Origin of the sequence: Lacisediminihabitans changchengi, assembly GCF_016634425.1 — a bacterium.
Classification (GTDB): domain Bacteria; phylum Actinomycetota; class Actinomycetes; order Actinomycetales; family Microbacteriaceae; genus Lacisediminihabitans; species Lacisediminihabitans changchengi.
The window spans coordinates 925,969-947,104 of record NZ_JAEPES010000001.1 but is presented as its reverse complement, the minus strand read 5'-3'; the positions used below and the strand labels follow the sequence as shown (position 1 = coordinate 947,104).

The 21,136-nt window shown below is 65.6% G+C and carries 18 protein-coding genes; 7 read left to right on the top strand and 11 right to left on the bottom strand.

The genetic code is table 11. The features are described 5' to 3' along the window. Positions 1–5 precede the first annotated feature (5 nt). The gene (locus IV501_RS04435) at positions 6–1,604 is read right to left on the bottom strand and encodes an ABC-F family ATP-binding cassette domain-containing protein (RefSeq protein WP_307812199.1); all 1,599 of its coding nucleotides are present in this window, start codon (positions 1,602–1,604) and stop codon (positions 6–8) included. 125 nt (positions 1,605–1,729) lie between these two features. Here IV501_RS04435 and IV501_RS04430 point away from each other — a divergent pair, with 125 nt between their 5' ends. The 3 genes from IV501_RS04430 to IV501_RS04420 all read left to right on the top strand — a co-directional run bounded on the left by IV501_RS04430 (position 1,730) and on the right by IV501_RS04420 (position 4,443). Then, complete coding sequence (locus tag IV501_RS04430) at positions 1,730–2,338, top strand: biotin transporter BioY (protein ID WP_200555156.1); 609 nt, start codon at positions 1,730–1,732, stop codon at positions 2,336–2,338. Between the two features lie 93 nt (positions 2,339–2,431). Next, positions 2,432–3,412: a glycoside hydrolase family 6 protein gene (locus tag IV501_RS04425; protein WP_200555155.1), complete on the top strand. Its 981-nt coding sequence runs from the start codon at positions 2,432–2,434 to the stop codon at positions 3,410–3,412. A 56-nt stretch (positions 3,413–3,468) separates the two neighbouring features. Further along, the gene (locus IV501_RS04420; protein ID WP_200555154.1) at positions 3,469–4,443 is read left to right on the top strand and encodes a response regulator transcription factor; all 975 of its coding nucleotides are present in this window, start codon (positions 3,469–3,471) and stop codon (positions 4,441–4,443) included. Between the two features lie 57 nt (positions 4,444–4,500). Here IV501_RS04420 and IV501_RS04415 read toward each other — a convergent pair whose 3' ends face one another. Next, positions 4,501–5,991 carry a glycosyltransferase family 2 protein gene (locus tag IV501_RS04415; protein ID WP_200555153.1) on the bottom strand — a complete coding sequence of 497 codons (1,491 nt, stop codon included), beginning with the start codon at positions 5,989–5,991 and terminating at the stop codon, positions 4,501–4,503. Between the two features lie 203 nt (positions 5,992–6,194). Here IV501_RS04415 and IV501_RS04410 point away from each other — a divergent pair, with 203 nt between their 5' ends. Continuing rightward, positions 6,195–6,803 carry a hypothetical protein gene (locus IV501_RS04410; protein WP_200555152.1) on the top strand — a complete coding sequence of 203 codons (609 nt, stop codon included), beginning with the start codon at positions 6,195–6,197 and terminating at the stop codon, positions 6,801–6,803. 10 nt (positions 6,804–6,813) lie between these two features. Here the strand turns inward: IV501_RS04410 and IV501_RS04405 are convergent, their stop codons facing one another. The 9 genes from IV501_RS04405 to IV501_RS04365 form a co-directional block, all read right to left on the bottom strand. Then, the gene (locus tag IV501_RS04405) at positions 6,814–7,968 is read right to left on the bottom strand and encodes a GGDEF domain-containing protein (protein WP_200555151.1); all 1,155 of its coding nucleotides are present in this window, start codon (positions 7,966–7,968) and stop codon (positions 6,814–6,816) included. Then, positions 7,965–9,605, bottom strand: a complete 1,641-nt coding sequence (locus IV501_RS04400; protein ID WP_200555150.1) for a sensor histidine kinase — start codon at positions 9,603–9,605, stop codon at positions 7,965–7,967. Before IV501_RS04400 ends, IV501_RS04405 begins: the two co-directional genes overlap by 4 nt. A 131-nt stretch (positions 9,606–9,736) precedes the next feature. Beyond that, positions 9,737–10,066 (bottom strand): metal-sulfur cluster assembly factor, encoded by a 330-nt coding sequence (locus tag IV501_RS04395; RefSeq protein ID WP_200555149.1) that lies wholly within the window; start codon positions 10,064–10,066, stop codon positions 9,737–9,739. A 2-nt stretch (positions 10,067–10,068) separates the two neighbouring features. Continuing rightward, on the bottom strand, positions 10,069–10,845 hold the full coding sequence (sufC, locus tag IV501_RS04390; RefSeq protein ID WP_200555148.1) for a Fe-S cluster assembly ATPase SufC: 777 nt from the start codon (positions 10,843–10,845) through the stop codon (positions 10,069–10,071). 29 nt (positions 10,846–10,874) lie between these two features. Next, on the bottom strand, positions 10,875–11,207 hold the full coding sequence (locus IV501_RS04385) for a non-heme iron oxygenase ferredoxin subunit (protein WP_200555147.1): 333 nt from the start codon (positions 11,205–11,207) through the stop codon (positions 10,875–10,877). Then, positions 11,204–12,421, bottom strand: a complete 1,218-nt coding sequence (sufD, locus tag IV501_RS04380) for a Fe-S cluster assembly protein SufD (protein ID WP_200555146.1) — start codon at positions 12,419–12,421, stop codon at positions 11,204–11,206. The genes IV501_RS04385 and sufD overlap by 4 nt, the downstream gene beginning before the upstream one ends. Next, positions 12,422–13,840: a Fe-S cluster assembly protein SufB gene (gene sufB, locus IV501_RS04375; protein WP_200555145.1), complete on the bottom strand. Its 1,419-nt coding sequence runs from the start codon at positions 13,838–13,840 to the stop codon at positions 12,422–12,424. A 130-nt stretch (positions 13,841–13,970) separates the two neighbouring features. Further along, positions 13,971–14,852 (bottom strand): COX15/CtaA family protein, encoded by an 882-nt coding sequence (locus IV501_RS04370; RefSeq protein ID WP_200555447.1) that lies wholly within the window; start codon positions 14,850–14,852, stop codon positions 13,971–13,973. A 119-nt stretch (positions 14,853–14,971) separates the two neighbouring features. Continuing rightward, positions 14,972–15,901: a heme o synthase gene (locus IV501_RS04365; protein ID WP_200555144.1), complete on the bottom strand. Its 930-nt coding sequence runs from the start codon at positions 15,899–15,901 to the stop codon at positions 14,972–14,974. Between the two features lie 322 nt (positions 15,902–16,223). Between IV501_RS04365 and tkt the strand changes: the two genes are divergently transcribed. From tkt to IV501_RS04350, 3 genes are read left to right on the top strand one after another with little or no spacing between them, the layout of a single operon-like run. After that, positions 16,224–18,317, top strand: coding sequence for a transketolase (gene tkt, locus IV501_RS04360; protein ID WP_200555143.1), 2,094 nt, complete (start codon positions 16,224–16,226; stop codon positions 18,315–18,317). A 27-nt stretch (positions 18,318–18,344) separates the two neighbouring features. Then, positions 18,345–19,520 (top strand): transaldolase, encoded by a 1,176-nt coding sequence (tal, locus tag IV501_RS04355; protein ID WP_200555142.1) that lies wholly within the window; start codon positions 18,345–18,347, stop codon positions 19,518–19,520. A gap of 5 nt (positions 19,521–19,525) precedes the next feature. Further along, positions 19,526–21,124, top strand: a complete 1,599-nt coding sequence (locus IV501_RS04350; RefSeq protein ID WP_200555141.1) for a phosphoglucose isomerase-related protein — start codon at positions 19,526–19,528, stop codon at positions 21,122–21,124. The last annotated feature ends 12 nt before the right edge of the window (positions 21,125–21,136 follow it).

The following is a 21,136-nucleotide window of genomic DNA, read 5'->3' as shown; positions in this document are numbered from 1 at the left end:
ACGTTCTACGCCAGGGCGACGAGGTCCTGGTAGTCCTTGTTCCAGTGGTCTTCCTGGCCGTCGGGTAGCAGCAACACCCGCTCCGGGTTGAGAGCCTCGACGGCACCCTCGTCGTGGCTGACCAGCACGACGGCGCCAGAGTAGTTGGCGAGGGCATCAAGGATCTCCAGGCGCGAGGCCGGGTCCAGGTTGTTGGTCGGCTCGTCGAGCAGCAGCACATTCGCGCCGGAGACGACGATCATCGCAAGGGCCAGACGGGTCTTCTCGCCACCGGACAGCACGCCCGCCGGCTTGGTGGCGTCATCCCCGGTGAAGAGGAACGAGCCGAGAACGCGGCGCGCCTCCATCTCGGTGATGTTCGGCGACGACGACACCATGTTCTGCAGCACCGTGCGCTTGACGTCGATCGTCTCGTGCTCCTGCGCGTAGTAGCCGATGCGCAGGCCGTGACCGGGCTCGAGCTGTCCGGTATCCGGCTGGTCGACGCCGGCCAAGATGCGCAGCAGCGTCGTCTTTCCGGCACCGTTGAATCCCAGGATGACCACCTTCGAGCCGCGGTCGATCGCGAGGTCTACCGCGGTGAAGATCTCCAGCGATCCGTAGCTCTTCGACAGGTTGGATGCCATCAGTGGCGTGCGACCACACGGTGCAGGCTCTGGGAAGCGCAGCTTGGCGACACGGTCGACGGCGCGCACCTCCTCGAGCCCGGAGAGCATCTTCTCCGCCCGACGCACCATCTGGTGAGCGGCAGCGGCCTTGGAGGCCTTAGCCCCGAACTTGGCCGCCTGCATCTGCAGCACGCCCGCCTTCTTCTCGACGTTGACGCGCTCCTTCTTGCGGCGCTCCTCGTCGGCGGCGCGCTGGCGCTGGTAGTGCTTCCAGCCCATGTTGTAGATATCGATGACCTGGCGGTTTGCGTCGAGATAGAACACGCGGTTGACGGTCTCTTCGACCAGTTCGACATCGTGGCTGATCACGATCAGACCGCCCTGGAAGTTCTTCAGGAATTCGCGCAGCCAGACGACGGAGTCGGCGTCGAGGTGGTTGGTGGGCTCGTCGAGCAGCATGGTGTCTGCGCCGGAGAACAGAATGCGGGCGAGCTCAATGCGGCGGCGCTGCCCACCCGAGAGGGTCGAGAGCGGCTGGTCGAGAATGCGGTCAGGCAGGCTGAGGTTGCTCGCGATAGACGCGGCCTCCGCCTCAGCCGCATACCCGCCGAGCGCGGTGAAGCGGTCCTGCAGGTTGCCGTAGGTCTTCATCGCCTTCTCGCTGACCTTGGGGTCGGCGTCGCCCATTTCGGTGGCCGCCTTCTCCATACCGATCATCAGCTGACCGAGGCCGCGGGCATCCAGGATGCGCGTTCGCGCCAGATCTTCCGGGTTTCCCGAGCGCGGGTCCTGCGGCAGGTAGCCGATCTCGCCGGTGCGGTCGATGGTGCCGCCGGTCGGCATTCCCTCTCCCGCCAGGATCTTCGTCAGCGTGGTCTTGCCGGCACCGTTACGTCCCACCAGCCCGATTTTGTCGCCGCGTTCCACTCGGAAGGTGACGTCCTCCATGAGCATGCGTGCGCCAACACGCAATTCGAGGCCGTTGACGGCGAGCACAGGCATAGTCCAATTCATTAGTCGCTTTTCGAGCGACGAGGGGGTGGGGTAGGCCTCTAGTATAAATCGTGGGTCGCGCGCTCAGCGTCCGCGCCCTCCCAGACAGTTCCGCCAGAGGAGAACGCATGACCACCGTGAGCCTGGCCTTCGGCCGCCCCACCCTCGTCGACCGGCTTCTGCGCCGCTCGGTCGCAACCGACCTAGTGTTCATCGCCGCCGGTGCAGCGCTGGTTTCCATCGCAGCCCAGATCTCGGTGCCGATCGGCCCGGTCCCGATCACGGGCCAGACCCTGGCTGCTCTTATCGTCGGCAGTTCGCTCGGTGCCGTGCGCGGCACGCTCTCGATGGTCCTCTACGCGGTGATCGGCGCCCTGGGGTTGCCGGTATTCAGCGACGGCAGCCACGGCGTTGGCGTGATCTTCGGCGCAACCGGCGGTTATATCATCGGATTCACCGCCGCCGCTGCGCTCACCGGATGGCTCGCCCAGCGTTCATGGGATCACCGGATCCTCGGCGCTCTCGCCTCCTTCGGCGCCGGCACGGTCGTGACCTTCGCCGTCGGACTCCCCTGGCTCGCCGTCGTCGGTCACTACACGCTCACCGAGACCCTGCAGTACGGCCTGTACCCCTTCATCTTCGGCGGCATCATCAAGGCGGTCATCGCTGCAGGTTTCGTCCGCCTCGCCTGGTTCGGCGTCAATCGGGCGGACTCGACGGAGTCTCGCCGGTTGTAACCCGATGACGGCTCGTCGCACAGGTGCGGACCGCACCGTCATCTGCGGCGCAACATCCTCGAACCCGCTCTCGCCGATCCGGCGGTTGACCTGATGTCAGCGTCCGTTCGACGCCCGAGCCCGGCGCTAGTCCTCGCAATTGGGCTGCTTGTCGCTGCCGTGCTGTGCGCGGGGGCGGTACTGATCGCCAAGACGGCAGGTGGGGTGAGTACCGGTGGAGATCGTTACCTCTCCGGGCTCGATCTCTACACCGACCCGAACTCGTCGGCAGCGCAGGAGATCGTCGCCGAACCCGAACGCGCCGATGACTTCCGCCCCCTGGTGACTACGCCGACGGGTGTCTGGTTGACGCCGGAGAAGCAGCCGACCGCATCGGTCGAGAACTACGTGGCTGGCATCGCAGGAGCAGCCAGCTCCACCGCGACCGTTCCGACGTTCGTCGTCTACGGCATCCCGGATCGCGATTGCGGGTCCGAGTCCGCCGGTGGCCTCGACGCCGCTGAATATCCCGACTGGGTTGCCGCGATCGCCGACGGTGTGCGCGGACGCGACAGCATCGTGATCCTCGAGCCCGATTCGCTGGCCCTCAGCGCGAGCTGCGGGAGACAGGATGCTCGCATAGCCCAGGTTCGCGCGGCGGCCTCCCAATTCGCCGGCACCGGCGCCGAGGTCTATCTTGACGGCGGAAATTCCGACTGGCTCGGCGCCAAGACGATGGCGGATCTCTTGATCCGGGCCAAGGTCTCTTCGGTTCGGGGCTTCGCCACCAACGTCGCCAACTACAACACCAGTGGCCGCGAGACGAAGTACGCGAACGAGGTCAGCCGGATGACCGGCGGTTCCCACTACGTGATCGATGTGTCACGCAACGGAGCCGGCTCGAGCGGGGTGTGGTGCAACCCCGCCGGCCGTCGCCTCGGCGAGAAGCCCGCCATCAACCGTTCCGGCGGCGCTCGCGACGCCAACCTGTGGATCAAGCCGCCCGGTGAGAGTGATGGAACCTGCAACGGTGGGCCAGCGGCTGGTCAGTGGTGGGACCATAGCGCCCTGGAGTTGCTCGGCGAGAGCGGCTGACGAATCGCGTCTGATCCGCTCCCGGGCGGGGAGCATTGATTGCTACGATCATGCCCATGGGGATTGGGGAAGAGATGCGCGTTGCCGTCGTGATCGAAGACGAGGTCGACATCCGCCATCTGCTGGAAGCGGTGCTGCAACAGGCCGGATTTCAGGTCATCGCGACCGGCAACGGGCCCGATGGCATCGAGGCGGTGCGTCATCACCAGCCGGCGGTGGTCACGCTCGATGTCAACATGCCCGGCATGGATGGCTTCGAGGTCGCCCGGCGCATCCGAGCTTTCAGCGACACTTACATCGTCATGCTGACCGCTCTGCAGGACGAGATAGACACGCTCGATGGCCTCCGCGCCGGTGCTGACGATTACCTGACAAAACCGTTTCGTCCTCGCGAGTTGCGTGCCCGCATCGAGGCGATGTTGCGCCGTCCGCGCAGCGCCGCCAACGCGCCGCCGGCTCCAGCGAGCATCCCGGCAACCATCGAGATCGCTCCGTCGGCGATCGCCGAGGCGGTGCGTGCGCAACCGCCCGTCACCGAGCACCCCGTCACGGAGCACCCTGTCACCGAGCAGCGTGTGCCCGAACATCGTGCGGCCGAGCGCGCCAAGGCATCCCACGAGCGTCCGGTCGTTACGTCGACCTTCGCCGCGGATGTCCGACCGCCCGATATCGATAACTACGTCGTCCCCAGCGGCGAAGGCTGGTTGGCGCACAACGGCCTTTCGCTGAACACCCAGTCCGGTGAGGTGTTCGTCGACGGTCGCGATGTCGTGCTGCTCCGCAGCGAGTTCGATCTGCTGGCGTCTCTACTCAAGTCGGGTCGCCGCGTGCGCACGAAGCCCGACCTCGTGCTGCTCCTCCGTCGCGAAAGCTTCGTCACCACCCACTTCGTCAGCGACGCGGAGAAGCGCGCCATCGACGTACTGCTCGTCAGCCTGCGAAAGAAACTGGGAGAGAACTCCACTGAGCCGCGCTGGATCGAGTCGGTCGGAGCCGTCGGGTATCGCTCGACCGCTGACGACAGTCTCTGAGTCGCGGGTCCGGGATTTCTCGCTTCCGAGCGCAGTCCGCGAACGGTGTGACCCCGGTCAGACCCTGTAACCGCGGTGACGGCGCAGCAGCGATCCCAGCATGGTAATCGTCTGCGTGAACGTGATGACCCCCAGGATCGGCCACCCGATCCAGAGGATGGTCGACTGCACAACCACGTCAAGTTGGAACCACGTGAAGACCAGGATGGCCACGGCGAGGAGGAAGATGAAGACCGGAGCCAGGTGGGCGTTGCCAGAGCCACGCTCTGCCTTCGCCTGCGCTGCCCAATTGTCGACCTGCTTGCGACTGAGGAACTTGGTCCAGGCACGGAAGAAGTGTCCGAGACGGATGACCATATAGACCTCCGCCGGAATCACCAGCACCGCGAACAGGATATCGCGCCAGTTGCGCTTCTTCATCGACAGCGCGATGCGCAGGTTGAGCAGCACGGCGACCACCGGCGGGATCAGCCAGATCGGGCTGAAGACGAACGCGTGGATCGACAGAGATGCCACAAGCAACACCAGGAACAGCACGCGGGTGACGCCGTTGACGGCCATAGACAGGTTTTCCAGCCACCGCAGGCGCAGATTCGGGTGGAGCGGCTGTCCCTTGGTGTCACCGCGCTGGCCCGGCCACATCAGCTCGATGGCGCCGAAATTCCACTTGACCTGCTGGGCGTCGAGACCGCGCAGGGTGGTCATGCCACCGACATCCGCCCGTGCCTGGGCGCTGATCTTGGTGAGGAAGCCCGCGCTCTTGATCTGCAGCGACAACAGGGAATCTTCGACCTCGCTGTCTTTCACCCAGGGGGTCGACTGCTTGTTCTCGATCATCGCCTGGTTGAGCGCGCGCACGGAGAAGATGGAGAACTGCCCACCGAGCACCGCCATGTTGCGCCCGCGCAGCATATTCTGCATATTGAAGGCCGCGAACTGCGTGCGCTGGCCGGCGATCAGGAACGAGGGGATGACGCCGTGTACTCGGGTGTCGTCGATGCTGTAAATGGCGGAGATGCCGCCGATGCGGCTGTCGGAGTTGATCTCGTCTTCGAGTGCCTTCACGGCATCCGGCTCTGCGGTGGTGTCTCCGTCGACCCCCAGCAGATAGTCGCAGCCTTCGACGAGGGTGAAGCCGTAGTTGAGGGCGCCGACCTTCTTGTCGCGGTTCAGCCCGATGTCATGGACATAGACCTCGGTGCTCTGCTCCACGCCGTCGACGATGCGCGTGTGCGGCCCGGCGAACTCGCTGGCGATTCGCACCGTGTCGTCGGTGGTGTTGTTGACGATGACATGGATGACGTCGGGCACCCGCGTCTGCGCCAGCAGCGACTCGATGACCTCGGCGATCGATTCGGCCTCGTTGTAGGCGGGGATCACGCAGCCGATGGTGGTCTTCTCTACATCGATCGACTCGACGCTCGCGATGAAGTCCGACGCGAGTGGGGAGACCTCTTCGTGGTACTGCACGTAGTTCTTGCGGAACGGGACGAGTGAATCGTGCGGCTCGACCGACGCATCAGGCGTGGATGTGACATCGTTCGACATGGTCGTGACACCGTTTCTCATCAGCTTCCCGGGTGGACAGTCCAGGAGTACGGGCGTGGTAGACCTGTACGTCTACCATCATCACAGGCGCATCGACGCTTTCCCACCCCCCTTTCGCGTGCGAAATCCGGCGCGGGACACTCGGCCACGTATTTCGGCGGAAGCCATGTATCCTCGCGGAAGCAGAGTCATCGGGGGGCATCATGATCAGTCGGCGCGTCACCAGCACGGCAATCGCGACAATCGCGGCGTCGGCAGTCCTCCTGGGCCTCACCGGATGTGGTACTCCCCCGTGGTTGGACAAGGGATCCGCGTCCAGCTCCAGCCCCTCCCCGACCGCGAGCCCCACAATCCGCACCATCACAAACGATCTCGCCACCGGATCGACCAAGCGCGCGCTCACCGCGGGCAGCATCGGCCTGACGGTGAACTACTGGTCCGACCTAGCGATGGACAAGTGGACGGCTGGCGCGAACAAGCCCCTGAGCTTCTCGTTGACCGGGGCACTAACCCCCGACGACGGCCAGCAGGTCTATCTTTCCAAGGTGAGCGCGGTGGTCGCGGTCTCGGACGGTAATAAGTCCCTGCCGGCACCCGCCCCGATCGCCGACCAGGCGAGCATCACGCCGGGCTATCTGATCAAGACCCCCTACAGCTACAGCCAGACGTTCGTGCTGCCCGCACTGGATCCGAAGGCGACGTCGGTGACGCTCGACCTCACCTACGAGCTGCTGCTGCAGTCGACGCCGACGTCGGCGCAGTACGCGAAGCAGACGGCCACCGACACCATAGTCATCGCGATCGCGCGCTGATCAGATCCGGTCAGTCCGTGACCGCCTGTGCCGGCGGCGTCTGGGCAGCCACGCCAGCGATCGCTAGATCCAGCGCGGCCTGCGCGGCCGCGATGAGGTCGGGCTCCCGGTACCCGGCCTCGACCGTCGTTGCGGCCCCGATCGTGGCAACCGCGCGAATGCCGGTCACGCTATCCAGCGGACGGTCCACCAGGGCGTTCTGGATGTCATCGGCGACCCGCCGCGCATCGGCGACGACCGAGATCACCGCGAACCGTCGGGATGCTACCTGGCCGACGACGGAACCGATGGGCGAGCTCTCGCAGGCCGCACGACCGACGGCAAGGATCGCCAAGTCGCCGAATTCGCGTCCGAACACCGCGGTGAGATGGTCGAGATCGTCGACCTCGATCAGACTCAGCATGAGGGGTGACCGATCGATTCGAGCTCGACGGAGCCAATCCCGCAGCTGCTGATCGAAGAGTGCTGGACCGGCGATGCCGGGGATCCCCGACCCGCTCGTGTCCTTATCGTCCGCTTCAGAGGGAAGCGTGTTCCGCAGCGCCGACATGGAGATGCCGGCGACCAGGATGAGGACGATGACCACCATGCTGGTGGTGATCGAGCCGAACCAGTCGAGGAAGATCGGCGACCGGACACCCACTATGGCCACCACCGCCGCGCGCACCAGGTAAAACAGCGCGGCGAAGGCGAAGATTGCGGTGAGCGCAGAGGCATTCGAGTCGTGGAGCAATCGGCCGCGCAGGGTCTCGACCGCCACGAGCGCTGCCAGTACCGCCACGAGTAGAAAGAAGGGCAGCGAGCCCGCCCACTGACCGTATGCCGGATCGTCGAGGTAGACGACTGGGCCGGCCGCACTCGCCGCGATGGCCGCCACCCAGGCAAGACTGCCGCGGCCGTTGGCCACGCGACAACCGCTCCACATGATGGCGATCGCCGCAGAGAACGCGGCGCATCCGATGGCGTTGATGGTCCGAAGGTTGCCCTCGATGATGCCGGACACCCCGAAGCACATCACCGCGAGGATGCCGACCGCGAATGCCGCGCTCCACACCCGTCCGACCGCAGTGGTTCGGCCCAACACCGTGCCGAGGATGAAGGTCGCCCCGGTGGTGAGAAACACTAGCCCCTCGACCAGCGAGAGCGTGGTGGCATCCAGAATCACGGGGCTCCCATCACGGTTCCTGGGCCGACGACCGACGTCGCGGAGCCAAGCGAAGGAAGCACGATCTCGAATCTGGAACCCACGCCCGGCTCGCTCGACACCAGCAGCTCACCGCCGTGCTCCGCGATGATCTCCGCGGTGATGTTGAGGCCGAGACCGGAGCCGTGCACGGAGGACTGGCGAGCAGATTCGGCGCGAAAATACCGCTCGAACAGGCGCTTCTGATCGGTCTCGGAGATTCCGACTCCGGTGTCCGATACCGCTATTCGCACGAATTCTCCGTCGTCTCGCAAGGTCACGCGCACCACTCCCCCTGGCCGGTTGTATTTGACCGCGTTGGTCAACAGGTTGTCGAGCACTTGGCGCATCCGCAGGGGATCGACGACACACATTGCCTGGTCGTCGATGTCCGCCTCCAGCCGCAGACCCTGCCCCTCGATCATCGGCCGCTGCGACTCCACCGCTTCGTCTACCGTGTAGCCGACGTCGTAGGGCTGGAAGGTCATCGGGGCCCGCGCATCGGCTTGACTCGCCACGTGCATCAGATCGGACACCAGCGCGAGCAGCCGTTCGGAGTTTCGGTGGGCGATCCCGACCATCTTGCGGTTCTTTTCGTCGATCCCGTCGTCTTCGAGCACGAGCTCCAGGTAACCGAGGATCGAAGTGATCGGCGTGCGCAGGTCGTGCGAGACCGACGCCACCAGGTCATCCCTCGCTTCGACGGCGTCGAGCTCCCGCGTGATGTCGCGCACCACCACGACCTGGCCGTCGTATTCGCCGTCCGGCGTCGAGAGTGGCCGGGAGGTGACGGCATACGCTGCTCGGCGCGAGCCGGGCTCGCCGACCCAGATGGTCTCGTCATCGAACGACTCACCGCGCAGCGCACGGCCCATGGGGCGCTCCTCCGACGAGAACGCGGTCACCCGGTCAGAACGGTATGCCACGGGGTGCACGATGGATCCCGCCGGTGTGTGGAATGTGGCGAGGGAGAGTCGATGCGCCTCGTTCATGAGCGTGAGGTTGCCCTCGCGGTCGAACGCCAGCACCCCGAAGCTGACCGCATCGAGAACCTCGTTGCGGAACAGCTCCTGCTTCCGCGCGCGGGCGTATGCCCGTTCCACGAGCTGCGCCTGTTGCTGGAGCAGGATGCGCTGGCTGATGTTGCGTCGCGCCGTGGCATGAGTCGCCGTGGCCACGAAGGCGAGCGTCATGGGGAGAAGCAGGAGCACGACGTAGGCGGACCCTATCGTCGGCAACCCGGTGAGCGCCGTGCCGCCCCACAACAGCACCGTGGCGAACCCCACGCCGCCGATGGTCCCAGCGAGACCGTTGTGTCGTGCCATCCACATGATCGGCAGCACCAAAAGCAGGCCGGCACCCAGTTCGGGACGCCCCTCGCGGACTAGCACGATCGCCACGATGTTGACGATAGGCAGGACGGTTGCAAAACGCGCGATCTTCTCCGACCAGGGGATCAGCAGCGCGTAGGTGGTCGCCACGAACTCCACGCCCAGGCCACAGAGGAAGATCGGCGACTCCAAAGCCTCCGAGTCGAGCGCGATGGCGAGGCAGGCAAGCACCAGCATCGAGGCGGCGACCAACAGCTGCGACTGCACGACCGAGCGTCGCAGTCTCACCCGCCGACGCTCGTCAGACGTGCCGCTCTTCCCCCGAGTCTGGTCCATCGGATGAAGACTACCGCGCAAGACCAGCGGTCGAGGAGCGTGGCGTCCACCCAGTCCGAGGGACGGATGCCGCGCGGCCGTGACTACATCGAGAAGCCGAGGGCCCGCATCATGTCGCGACCATCGTCGGTGATCTTCTCCGGGCCCCACGGCGGCATCCACACCCAGTTGATGCGGAATTGCTCGACGATGCCGTCGAGCGCCTGAGCGGTCTCTTCCTCGATCACATCGGTCAGCGGGCACCCGGCCGAGGTCAGCGTCATGCTGATGATGAGTGCCTTGTACTCTTCGTCCCAGGTGAGGTCGTAGATCAGGCCGAGATCGACGACATTGACGCCGAGCTCGGGGTCGACGACATCCTTCAACGCCTCTTCGACCTGGTCGAAGAATTTCGGTTCCAGTGCGACGGCCATGGTCAGCTCACGTTCTCTTCCTCGGCCACGTCGGTGAGGAAGCGGTCGTAGCCCTCGTTTTCGAGACGATCGGCGAGCTCGGGGCCGCCCTCCTCGGCGACGCGACCGTCGACGAAGACGTGGACGAAGTCCGGCGTGATGTAGCGGAGGATGCGCGTGTAGTGGGTGATCAGCAGGAGTCCGAGGTCGGTGTTCGCCTTGGCACGGTTGACGCCCTCCGACACGATCTTGAGCGCGTCGACATCCAGTCCGGAGTCGGTCTCGTCGAGTACGGCGAACTTCGGCTTCAGTAGTTCGAGCTGCAGGATCTCGTGACGCTTCTTCTCGCCACCGGAGAACCCCTCGTTGACGTTGCGCTCGGCGAAGGACGAGTCCATGCGGAGGTTCTTCATCGACGCCTTGACGTCTTTGCCCCAGGTGCGGATCGACGGCGCCTCGCCGTCGATCGCCGTCTTGGCGGTGCGCAGGAAGTTGGTCACCGCAACACCGGGGATCTCCACCGGATACTGCATCGCCAGGAACAGACCGGCGCGGGCGCGAGCGTCGACGGTCATCGCGAGCACGTCTTCGCCGTCGAGCGTGATCGAACCGCTGTCGACCGTGTACTTGGGATGCCCGGCGATCGTGTACGCGAGGGTCGACTTACCGGAGCCGTTCGGCCCCATGATCGCGTGGATCTCCCCGGTCTTCACGACCAGGTCGACACCCTTGAGGATTTGCTTGGTGCCCTGCTCGGTCTCGACGGAGACGTGCAGGTCCTTGATTTCGAGGACTGACATAATTTGCTGCTTTCTATTCCGCGCCGTTTTTAGTCAACGACAACGGGCGTCGGGTCGATGTAGACGTCGCCGTCGACGATGCTGACTGCGAAGACGGGCACCGGGTCGTAGGCCGGCAGGGTGAGCGGCTTACCGCTCAGAAGCGAGAATTTGGAGCCGTGAGCCCAGCACTCGAGGGTGTCGTCTTCGACGAAACCCTCGGACAGCGAGATGTCGCCGTGGGTGCAGACGTCGCCGATGGCGTGAACGGCCCCGGCGGAGTCCCGCACGACGGCGATGGCCGTGCCGTCGATGGTGACGCGCACGGCCGAGCCGAGCGCGACATCCTCTTCTGCACAGATCTTGATGGTGCTCACCGTCATGCTGCCTTTCCGCTGTTGCCAGCGAGCTCGGATTCGATGACGGCCTGCAGGCGCGCCTCGAGGTCGGGGGAACCGATTTTCTGCACGACCTCGGCGAGGAAGCCGAGGACCACTAGACGCCGGGCATCGTGCTCCTCGATGCCGCGGGCCTGCAGATAGAACAGCTGTTCGTCGTCGAAACGCCCGCTGGCGCTGGCGTGACCGGCACCGGCGATGTCGCCGGTCTCGATCTCGAGGTTCGGCACCGAGTCCGCGCGAGCGCCGTCGGTGAGCAGCAGGTTGCGGTTCTGCTCGTAGCTGTCTGTGCCGGATGCTGTTGGCTTGATCAGCACATCACCGATCCAGACGGTGTGTGCACCCTCGCCCTGCAGGGCACCCTTGTAGGTGACGCGCGAGACCGTGTTCGGGGCGTCGTGATTCACGAACACCTGCTGTTCGAGGTATTGACCGGCATCGGCGAAGTACGCGCCGAACAGCTCGACCGATCCGCCCTCGCTCGACAGGTGGACGGACGGGTTGACCCGCACGACCTCGCCTCCGAGCGAAACGACCACGTGCCGAAGCTTCGCGTCGCGCCCGACCTCGGCGAAGTGACTCGCCAGGTGAACGGCGTCGGAGGCCCACTCCTGCACGGTGACCACGGTGAGGATCGCGCCGTCTTCGACGATGATCTCGACGTTCTCGCTGAACATCGCGTCGCCGCTGCCGAGCAGGATGACCGTGCTGTTGCTGTGCTTGGTCGCGGTGATCACGGTGTGTGCCGCGCGAGCGTCGCGGCCGAGGCCGGTGCGGTCGACGGTCGTGGTGCTGTGGTCTTCGCCGCTGACGGTGATGGCAAGAGCCTTCTCGACACTCGACCAGGCCGCGGCAGAGGCGCGCTCTTCGGGCTTGCCAGCCGAGCCGACGCGCGCGTCAGAGCGCTCGATCCATTCGACGGTCGCACCGTCGCCGAGCACCGTTCCCGGCTCGAGAGGAGTGCCCAGGATGCTGTCGGCGAGCAGCGGCTGGATCTTCGGGATCGGCGTGTACTTCCACTCGACCTCGCGGCCGGTCACCGCCTCGAAGTCACCGACCTCGAACGACGCGAAGCGCGCGGACCGCACCTGGACGGGAACGAGTCCCCAGCCTCCGTCGCTGTGCTGCTTGGAGCCGAGGCGGGAGTGCTCTGGTGATGGGGTGGTTGTGGTGGTGACGATTGGTGCTGGGGCGGTCATCTAGCCGACAGACCCTTCCATGCCCATTTCGATGAGCTTGTTGAGTTCGAGTGCGTATTCCATCGGCAACTCGCGGGAAATCGGCTCGATGAAGCCGCGGACGATCATGGCCATGGCCTCGTCCTCGGGCAGACCCCGGGACTGCAGGTAGAACAACTGTTCGGCGCTGACCCGCGAGACGGTTGCCTCGTGGCCCATCTGCACGTCGTCTTCGCGGATGTCCGTGGTCGGATACGTGTCAGAGCGAGAGATCGAGTCGACCAACAGCGCGTCGCATCGCACGGTGTTCGCGGAGTGATGCGCGCCCTCGGCGATACGCACCTCGCCGCGGTAGCCGGTGCGTCCACCGCCACGGGCGATCGACTTGGAGACGATGGATGACTGCGTGTACGGAGCCATGTGGATCATCTTGGCTCCGGCATCCTGGTGCTGGCCGGGACCGGCGAAGGCGACGGACAGGGTCTCGCCCTTGGCACGCTCGCCGACCAGGTAGATCGAGGGGTACTTCATGGTGACCTTGGATCCGATGTTGCCATCGATCCACTCCATGGTGGCGCCCTCGTGCGCGATAGCGCGCTTGGTGACCAGGTTGTAGACGTTGTTCGACCAATTCTGAATCGTCGTGTAGCGAACGCGGGCGTTCTTCTTCACGATGATCTCGACCACTGCGGAGTGCAGCGAATCGGACTTGTAGATCGGGGCGGTGCAGCCCTCGATGTAGTGAACGTACGAACCCTCATCGGCGATGATCAGCGTGCGCTCGAACTGGCCCATATTTTCGGTGTTGATGCGGAAGTAGGCCTGCAGCGGGATCGAGACGTGCACGCCCTTCGGAACGTAAACGAATGAACCGCCCGACCAGACCGACGTGTTCAGAGCGGCGAACTTGTTGTCACCCGACGGGATGACCGTGCCGAAGTACTCCTGGAACAGCTCGGGATGCTCGCGCAGAGCGGTGTCGGTGTCCATGAAGATGACACCCTTCTCCTCGAGCTCCTTGTTGATCGTGTGGTAGACGACCTCGGACTCGTACTGGGCGGCGACACCGGAGACCAGGCGCTGACGCTCAGCCTCGGGAATGCCGAGCTTCTCGTAGGTGCTCTTGATGTCGTCGGGGAGGTCGTCCCAGGTCTGCGCCTGCTTCTCGGTAGAGCGCACGAAGTACTTGATGTTGTCGAAGTCGATGCCGGAAAGGTCGGCACCCCACGCGGGCATGGGCTTCTTGTAGAACAGCGCGAGCGCCTTCAGGCGGTTCTTGAGCATCCATTCCGGCTCGCTCTTGAGAGCGGAGATGTCGGCGACGACCTCGGGAGAGATTCCGCGTCTGGCGGAGGCCCCAGCGACGTCGGAGTCGGACCAGCCGAACTCGTAGATGCCGAGACTCTCTAGCTCTGGGCGATCGATCAGGATGTCTGACATGCGCTTTCCTCTTTCCTGTCCACTGTGAACACGAGCCATGGGGCCGCGCATTCCCGCGGCCAAGACCTGTTCAGCAGGCTGTGGCGGCGGCGAAGACAATACCGACGATTCTACAGGGCTCGGCCGAGTCTCAGCGGGCGCCCACGGTATTCACGGGTACCGCTGCTCGCTCGACGGGCCGACCTCGAAACAGACCGGGGTTGGTGTCGAGAAGCACGCGCAGCGCACCGATCCAGACCAGCGCCGCGCCAAGCAGATGGATGGCGACCAACGCGGCCGGAAGGCTGGTGAGAGCCTGCACCGTTCCCACCGCCCCCTGCAGGATGACGACGACGATGAAGAAGCCGACGCGACGGCGAGCGAGCCGCCCGGCGGCATCGCCGCGCAGAACCACCCACAGCGCCAACGCGAGAATCACGGTGAGCGAACCGAGCACCGCGTGAACGATCGTGACGTGCTCCCAGTTGAACGACATCCGATGCACTTCGGCGGAGTCGCCGGAGTGGGGACCGGATCCCGTGACGAGGGTACCGACGAGGATCAGCGCCAGCGTGAGTATCGTCACGGCCCAGGCGAGGGCGCGGGCCGGCCGCGACGGGGAGGGCGGGGAGGTAATGGGCTGCCGTGCGCGGTGCCAGGTCAGGGTCGTGGTGGTCAGCAGCGCGATCGCCAGCGTGAAGTGCAGCGCGACGACGTACGGGTTGAGACCCGCCAAGACGGAAAGCCCACCGGCGACGGCGTTCGCCACCACCAGCCAGAACTGGGACCAGGCCAGGCGGGTCAGCCCGCGATTACGCGGCTTCTGCAGTCGTGCCGCGACAATGGCCCAGCCGACGGCGAAGATCAGCACGCCGGTGAACAGTCGATTGGCGAACTCGATCACCCCGTGGATGCCGAGCTCGGGCGTTGGCGCGAGCGAGCCCACCTCGCAGGCCGGCCAGGTCGGGCAGCCGAGGCCGGAGGCGGTGACCCGCACGACACCGCCCGCCAGCACGATGAGAACGCTGAGCACGAGAGATGCCGTGGTCCCCCAGCGCAGAGCTCGCTCCCCGAGGGTCACTCGGTCGGAAAGCCAGGCGAATGGGGTGCGGATGAGATGGCCTTGGGTCTGAGAAGCGGAAACGGGGGGGGTCAGAAGCGGAAGAACGGCACGAGCGGGTCAACGCCGACCGCGACGAATAGGACGGTGAGATACGTGATCGAGCTGTGGAAGACGCGCATCGGGCTCACCTTGCCGTGACGGATGGCCATCGAGTACAGCCGATGCGACTCGTACAAGAACCAAGCGCCAGCGAGAACAGCGGTCGCGGTGTAGACGATGCCCATGTGCGCGACCGGGATCAGCAGCAGCGAGCAGGCGACGGTCGCCCAGGCGTACAGCACGACCTGGAGGCCGACGATCATACGGCCACGCACGACGCCGAGCATGGGAACGCTTGCCGACGAATAGTCGTCGCGGTAGCGCATCGACAGCGGCCAGTAGTGCGGCGGCGTCCACAGGAACACCACGCCGAACAGGATGAGCGGCGCCCAGCCGAGCGAGTTGGTGACGGCCGACCAGCCGATGAGCACCGGAACACAGCCCGCCGCTCCGCCCCAGACGATGTTCTGCGGCGTGCGGCGCTTCAACACCATCGTGTACAGCACGACATAGATCAGGATGGCCGCGAGCGACAGCGCGGCGGACAGCCAGTTCACGAGAAGGCCGAGCCAGAGAATCGACCCGATGCCGAGCACCCACGCGAAGATCAGCGCCTGTCGGTCGCTCAACTCGCCGGTGACGAGGGGTCGGGAGCTCGTGCGCTTCATCACGCGGTCGATGTCGCGATCGATGTAGCAGTTGAACGCACCGGCCGAACCGGCGCTCAGTGCGCCCCCCACGAGAGTCGCCAGCACCAGCCAGAGGTTGGGTATCCCCCCCTGGGCCAGGATCATCACCGGGGCTGTCGTCACCAGGAGGAGTTCGATCACTCGCGGCTTGGTCAGCGCTATGTATGCCCGAACCGTGCGCTTCAGTCCGATGTGCTGCTGCACAACGGGCGCCTCCACCGCTACGTCCATCGCTCCATCTCACCGCCAGGTTGATCGTGGCCTGCCTGACCGCGAACTCCGGCCGCGCTCGCCTTCGATCATAAGGTGTACCGTCCGGGACAAAGCCCAGAGGATGCCGCCTCCGAGACCGGAACGGCTCAGAATTCTCTTATACTCGAATGTGCTTGCCAGCCGCAGGCCGTCGCCCAGTCCCCCCGCTTGCACACCCATAGACGATGTGCTTGCGAGTTGGGCTGCCCGCGGTGGTGCCGACGACGTCTGGTAAGCGCGACAACTCCATCGGCATGGTCCCATTCGGCCCTGCCGCGGCAACAGAAGGGTCTTCAATCTCGTGGCAGCTCTCCAGTGGGATTCCATCGACAATAGGGCCGTTGACACGGCCAGGATCCTCGCGGCCGACGCCGTCGAGAAGGTAGGGAACGGGCATCCGGGAACCGCGATGAGCCTGGCGCCCGCCGCGTACCTGCTCTTCCAGAAGGTCATGCGTCGCGACCCAAGCGACAGCACCTGGATCGGACGCGACCGCTTCATCCTCTCGGTTGGGCATTCGTCACTCACCCAGTACATCCAGCTCTACTTCGGCGGCTACGGCCTCGAGCTCGAAGACCTCAAGGAACTACGCACCTGGGGCTCCAAGACCCCCGGACACCCGGAATACGGCCACACCGACGGGGTCGAGATCACGACCGGCCCGCTCGGCCAGGGCATCTCCTCGTCCGTCGGGTTCGCCTACGCCGCCCGCTACGAGCGCGGCCTGTTCGACCCGGACGCCCCGGCCGGCACCAGCCCGTTCGACCACTTCGTCTACGTGATCGCCGGCGACGGCGACATGCAGGAGGGCGTCACCAGCGAGGCTTCGTCGCTCGCTGGACACCAGGAGCTCGGCAACCTCGTCGTCATCTACGACAGCAACCAGATCTCGATCGAAGACGACACCAACATCGCCTTCACCGAAGACGTCGCCGCCCGCTACGAGGCCTACCACTGGCACGTGCAGACGGTCGACTGGAAGAAGACCGGCGAATACGTCGAGGACATGCAGGCACTGCACGACGCGATCGAGGCTGCCAAGGCCGAAACCAGCAAGCCGTCACTGATCGTGCTCAAGACCATCATCGGGTGGCCGTCGCCGAAGAAGCAGAACTCGGGCAAGATCCACGGATCCGCGCTCGGCACCGACGAGCTGCGTGCCGTCAAAGAGGTTCTCGGCTTCGACCCGGACAAGAACTTCGAGGTCGACCCGGCAGTCATCGAGCACACCCGCCTCGCGGTCGAGCGCGGCAAGGCCGAGCACGCCGAGTGGAACACGCAGCTCGAGGCATGGGCCGCAGCCAACCCCGAGCGCAAGGCGCTTCTCGACCGCATCCTCACCGGCGACCTGCCCGAGGGCGTCGAGGAGGCACTTCCGGTGTTCGAGGGCGGATCGTCGATCTCGACCCGCGCCGCCAGCGGCAAGGTCCTGAACGCTCTCGGCCCGGTCATCCCCGAGCTGTGGGGCGGATCGGCAGACCTCGCCGAGTCGAACAACACCACCATCGAGGGTGCGGCGTCGTTCATCCCGGCCGAGCGGTCGACGCATGAGTGGACGGGCAACCCGCACGGTCGCGTACTGCACTTCGGCATCCGCGAGCACGCCATGGGCTCCATCCTCAACGGCATCGTGTTGCACGGCAACACACGCCCGTTCGGTGGCACGTTCCTCATCTTCAGCGACTACATGCGCCCCGCGGTGCGTCTCGCCGCTCTGATGAAGGCACCGGCCATCTACGTCTGGACGCACGACTCCGTCGCGCTCGGCGAAGACGGACCGACCCACCAGCCGATCGAGCAGCTCGCCTCGCTCCGGGCCATCCCGCAGCTCGACGTGGTGCGCCCCGGCGATGCCAACGAGACCGCGTGGGCCTGGAAGACGATCCTCGAGCGACGCAACGGGCCGGCCGGCATCGCGCTGACCCGCCAGAACATCCCGGTGTTCGAGCGCGGGGAAGACGCCGCAAGCGGCGAGGTCTTCGCCTCGGCCAAGCACGTCGCCAAGGGCGCATACGTTCTCGCGGAGGCGCCGAACGGCACCCCCGACGTGATCTTCATTGCCACCGGCTCCGAGGTGCAGATCGCGGTCGACGCTCGCGCGAAGCTCAAGGAAGAGGGCATCAACGCCCGCGTCGTGTCTGCGCCGTGCCTCGAGTGGTTCGAGGAGCAGACCCCAGAGTACCGCGAGTCGGTGCTTCCGAGCTCGATCAAGGCCCGCGTCTCGATCGAGGCCGGACTCGACCTCACCTGGCGCGGCTACGTCGGCGACGCCGGCCGGAGCGTGTCGATCGACCACTTCGGTGCCTCGGCCGACTACAAGACGCTGTTCGAGAAGTTCGGCATGACCACCGAGCACGCCATCTCCGCCGCCAAGGACTCGCTGGCCGCCCTCTAGGGGCCCCGGCACAAAAGGAATAGAGAAATGACAGAGAACACCCCCACCGCAGAACTGTCCGCCGTCGGCGTGAGCATCTGGCTCGACGACCTGTCGCGCGAGCGCATCGCCTCGGGCGGCCTGCAGGAGCTCATCGACGGCCGCAACGTCGTCGGTGTGACCACCAACCCCACCATTTTCGCCAGCGCGCTGGCGAAGGGCGAGGCGTACGACGCCCAGGTTGCCGAGCTGGCAGCGGCCGGCAAGACCGTCACCGAGGCCGTTTTCGAAATCACGACGGATGACGTGGCCAACGCCAGCGACATCTTCCGTGGCATCTACGACTCGACCGCTGGCAAGGACGGTCGCGTGTCGATCGAGGTCGAGCCCGGCTTCGCTCACGACGCGGCAAGCACCATCGCCCAGGCCAAGCAGCTCTGGGCCAAGGTCGACCGCCCGAACGCGATGATCAAGATCCCCGCGACGGTCGAGGGCCTCGAAGCGATCACCGAGGTCATCGGCGCCGGAATCAGCGTCAACGTGACCCTGATCTTCAGCCTCGAGCGTCACCGCGACGTCATCAACGCCTACCTCTCGGGTCTCGAGAAGGCCAAGGCGGCCGGTCACGACCTGTCGACCATCCACTCGGTCGCCTCGTTCTTCGTGTCGCGGGTCGACACCGAGATCGACAAGCGACTCGAGGCCATCGGCACGCCCGAGGCGGTCGCGCTCAAGAGCCAGGCCGGCGTCGCCAACGCGCGCCTCGCCTACCAGGTGTTCGAGCAGGCCTTCGCCAGCGAGCGTGCCCTCGGGCTTCTCGCCGCCGGCGCCAACCGCCAGCGTCCGCTCTGGGCCTCGACCGGTGTCAAAGACCCGAACCTCTCCGACACCCTCTATGTCACCGAGCTCGCCGTTGCCGACGTCGTCAACACGATGCCGCAGAAGACGCTCGACGCCACGTTCGACCACGGGGTCATCGAAGGCGACCGCGTCACCGGCTTCTACGCCGAGGCGAACGAGGTTCTCGACAAGCTCGACGCCGTGGGTGTCTCGTACTCCGAGGTCACCGAGCTTCTCGAAAAGGAGGGCGTGGAGAAGTTCATCGTCTCCTGGAACGAGCTGCTCGACACCGTCGCCGCGGCTCTGGAGTCCGCACAGACCGGCAAGCCCGAGACCGAGTCCGACCGCTCCGGTTCCGACCACACCGTGTCGACGGAGGCCTGAGTCCGATGAGTTTCGACATCTCGGTCAGCGGCGCAGCCGCTGAAGCCGTGGAGCGGGTCGTCCCGCAGCTGGTCAGCGACCTTGTCGCCTCCCGCATCACCGACGGCGACCCGACCCTGTGGGGCCCTGACGCCGAAGAGGAGTCCGCCAAGCGCCTGGGCTGGGTGCAGGCGGTCGTCATCTCTGAGCCGCTCATCGACGACATCCTGGCGCTGCGCGACAAGCTGCACGCAGAGGGAATCAACCACATCGTCCTCTGCGGCATGGGCGGATCCTCGCTCGCGCCGGAGGTCATCACCCGTACCGCGGGCGTCGAGCTCACCATCCTCGACTCCACCGATCCGGGCCAGATCCTCTCCGCGCTGAACGATCGACTCGAGACCACTGCGGTCGTCGTGTCCTCGAAGTCGGGCTCCACCCTGGAGACCGCCAGCCAGCGCAAGGCCTATGAAAAGGCCTTCCACGACGCCGGCATCGATCCCCTCGAGCGCATCGTCATCGTGACTGATCCCGATTCGCCGCTGGATAAGGACGCCCGCGCCGCCGGCTACCGAGTCTTCAACGCCGACCCGAATGTCGGCGGGCGCTATTCGGCGCTGACCGCCTTCGGTCTGGTGCCGTCGGGCCTGGCGGGAGTCGACATCCGTGCGCTGCTGGAGGAGGCTTCCTCCATCAGTATCCAGCTTGCGGTAGACAGCCCGAGCAACCCGGCTCTCATTCTGGGTGCTGCCATCGCGGGCACCACGCCGCTGAAGAACAAGGTCGGAATCGTCGCCGACGGCACCTACATCGTCGGCTTCGGCGACTGGGTCGAGCAGCTGATCGCCGAGTCGACCGGCAAGCTCGGCACCGGCCTCCTGCCGGTAGTGCTTGACACGACCTCCCCCGAGCTCAGCGAGAACCTCGCCGACGTGCAGATCGTGCGTCTGGTCGGCAGCGCCCGTGCCACCGAGCACGTGCGGGACGGCGAGATCGAGATCAGCGGCACGCTGGGCGCGCAGATGCTCGTCTGGGAGTACGCGGTCGCCGTCGCTGGTCGCCTGCTGGCGATCAACCCCTTCGACCAGCCCGACGTCGAGTCGGCAAAGGTCGCCACTCGTGCCCTGCTCGATTCCCGCCCGGCCCCCCTCGCCCCGGCCTTCGCGGCCGACGGCATCGAGGTGCGCGGATCTGCGGATGTCGTGGCTGGCCAAGACACGATCGCCGGTGTCATCGACGCCCTGGTCGCTCAGATCGGTCCGGACGGCTACCTCGCCATCCAGGCCTATGTGGACAGCCACACACTGCACCAGCTGTCCGACCTGCGCAACCTGCTGGCTGCCAAGTCCGGACGTCCGGTCACGTTCGGTTGGGGCCCGCGGTTCCTGCACTCCACCGGACAGTTCCACAAGGGAGGACCCGCCATCGGCGCCTTCCTGCAGATCACGGCGACGGCGCCGCAGGATCTCGAGATCCCCGACAGCCCGTTCAGCTTCGGCTACCTCATCCAGGCCCAGGCCGCGGGTGACGCGACAGTGCTCGAGCAGCACGGTCGTCCGGTACTGACGCTGACGCTGACGGACGCGACGCAGAACCTCGCCACGCTGTTCAGCGCGGTCGACTGAATTTAGGAGTCT

Excerpts from the sequence above, each read along its gene's own strand:
- IV501_RS04430 (WP_200555156.1), top strand. The coding sequence starts at position 1,730 with ATGACCACCGTGAGCCTGGCCTTCGGCCGCCCCACCCTCGTCGACCGG.
- IV501_RS04425 (WP_200555155.1), top strand. The coding sequence starts at position 2,432 with ATGTCAGCGTCCGTTCGACGCCCGAGCCCGGCGCTAGTCCTCGCAATT.
- IV501_RS04420 (WP_200555154.1), top strand. The coding sequence starts at position 3,469 with ATGGGGATTGGGGAAGAGATGCGCGTTGCCGTCGTGATCGAAGACGAG.
- IV501_RS04415 (WP_200555153.1), bottom strand. The coding sequence starts at position 5,991 with ATGTCGAACGATGTCACATCCACGCCTGATGCGTCGGTCGAGCCGCAC.
- IV501_RS04410 (WP_200555152.1), top strand. The coding sequence starts at position 6,195 with ATGATCAGTCGGCGCGTCACCAGCACGGCAATCGCGACAATCGCGGCG.
- IV501_RS04395 (WP_200555149.1), bottom strand. The coding sequence starts at position 10,066 with ATGGCCGTCGCACTGGAACCGAAATTCTTCGACCAGGTCGAAGAGGCG.
- sufC (WP_200555148.1), bottom strand. The coding sequence starts at position 10,845 with ATGTCAGTCCTCGAAATCAAGGACCTGCACGTCTCCGTCGAGACCGAG.
- IV501_RS04385 (WP_200555147.1), bottom strand. The coding sequence starts at position 11,207 with ATGACGGTGAGCACCATCAAGATCTGTGCAGAAGAGGATGTCGCGCTC.
- sufD (WP_200555146.1), bottom strand. The coding sequence starts at position 12,421 with ATGACCGCCCCAGCACCAATCGTCACCACCACAACCACCCCATCACCA.
- sufB (WP_200555145.1), bottom strand. The coding sequence starts at position 13,840 with ATGTCAGACATCCTGATCGATCGCCCAGAGCTAGAGAGTCTCGGCATC.
- IV501_RS04365 (WP_200555144.1), bottom strand. The coding sequence starts at position 15,901 with ATGGACGTAGCGGTGGAGGCGCCCGTTGTGCAGCAGCACATCGGACTG.
- tal (WP_200555142.1), top strand. The coding sequence starts at position 18,345 with ATGACAGAGAACACCCCCACCGCAGAACTGTCCGCCGTCGGCGTGAGC.
- IV501_RS04350 (WP_200555141.1), top strand. The coding sequence starts at position 19,526 with ATGAGTTTCGACATCTCGGTCAGCGGCGCAGCCGCTGAAGCCGTGGAG.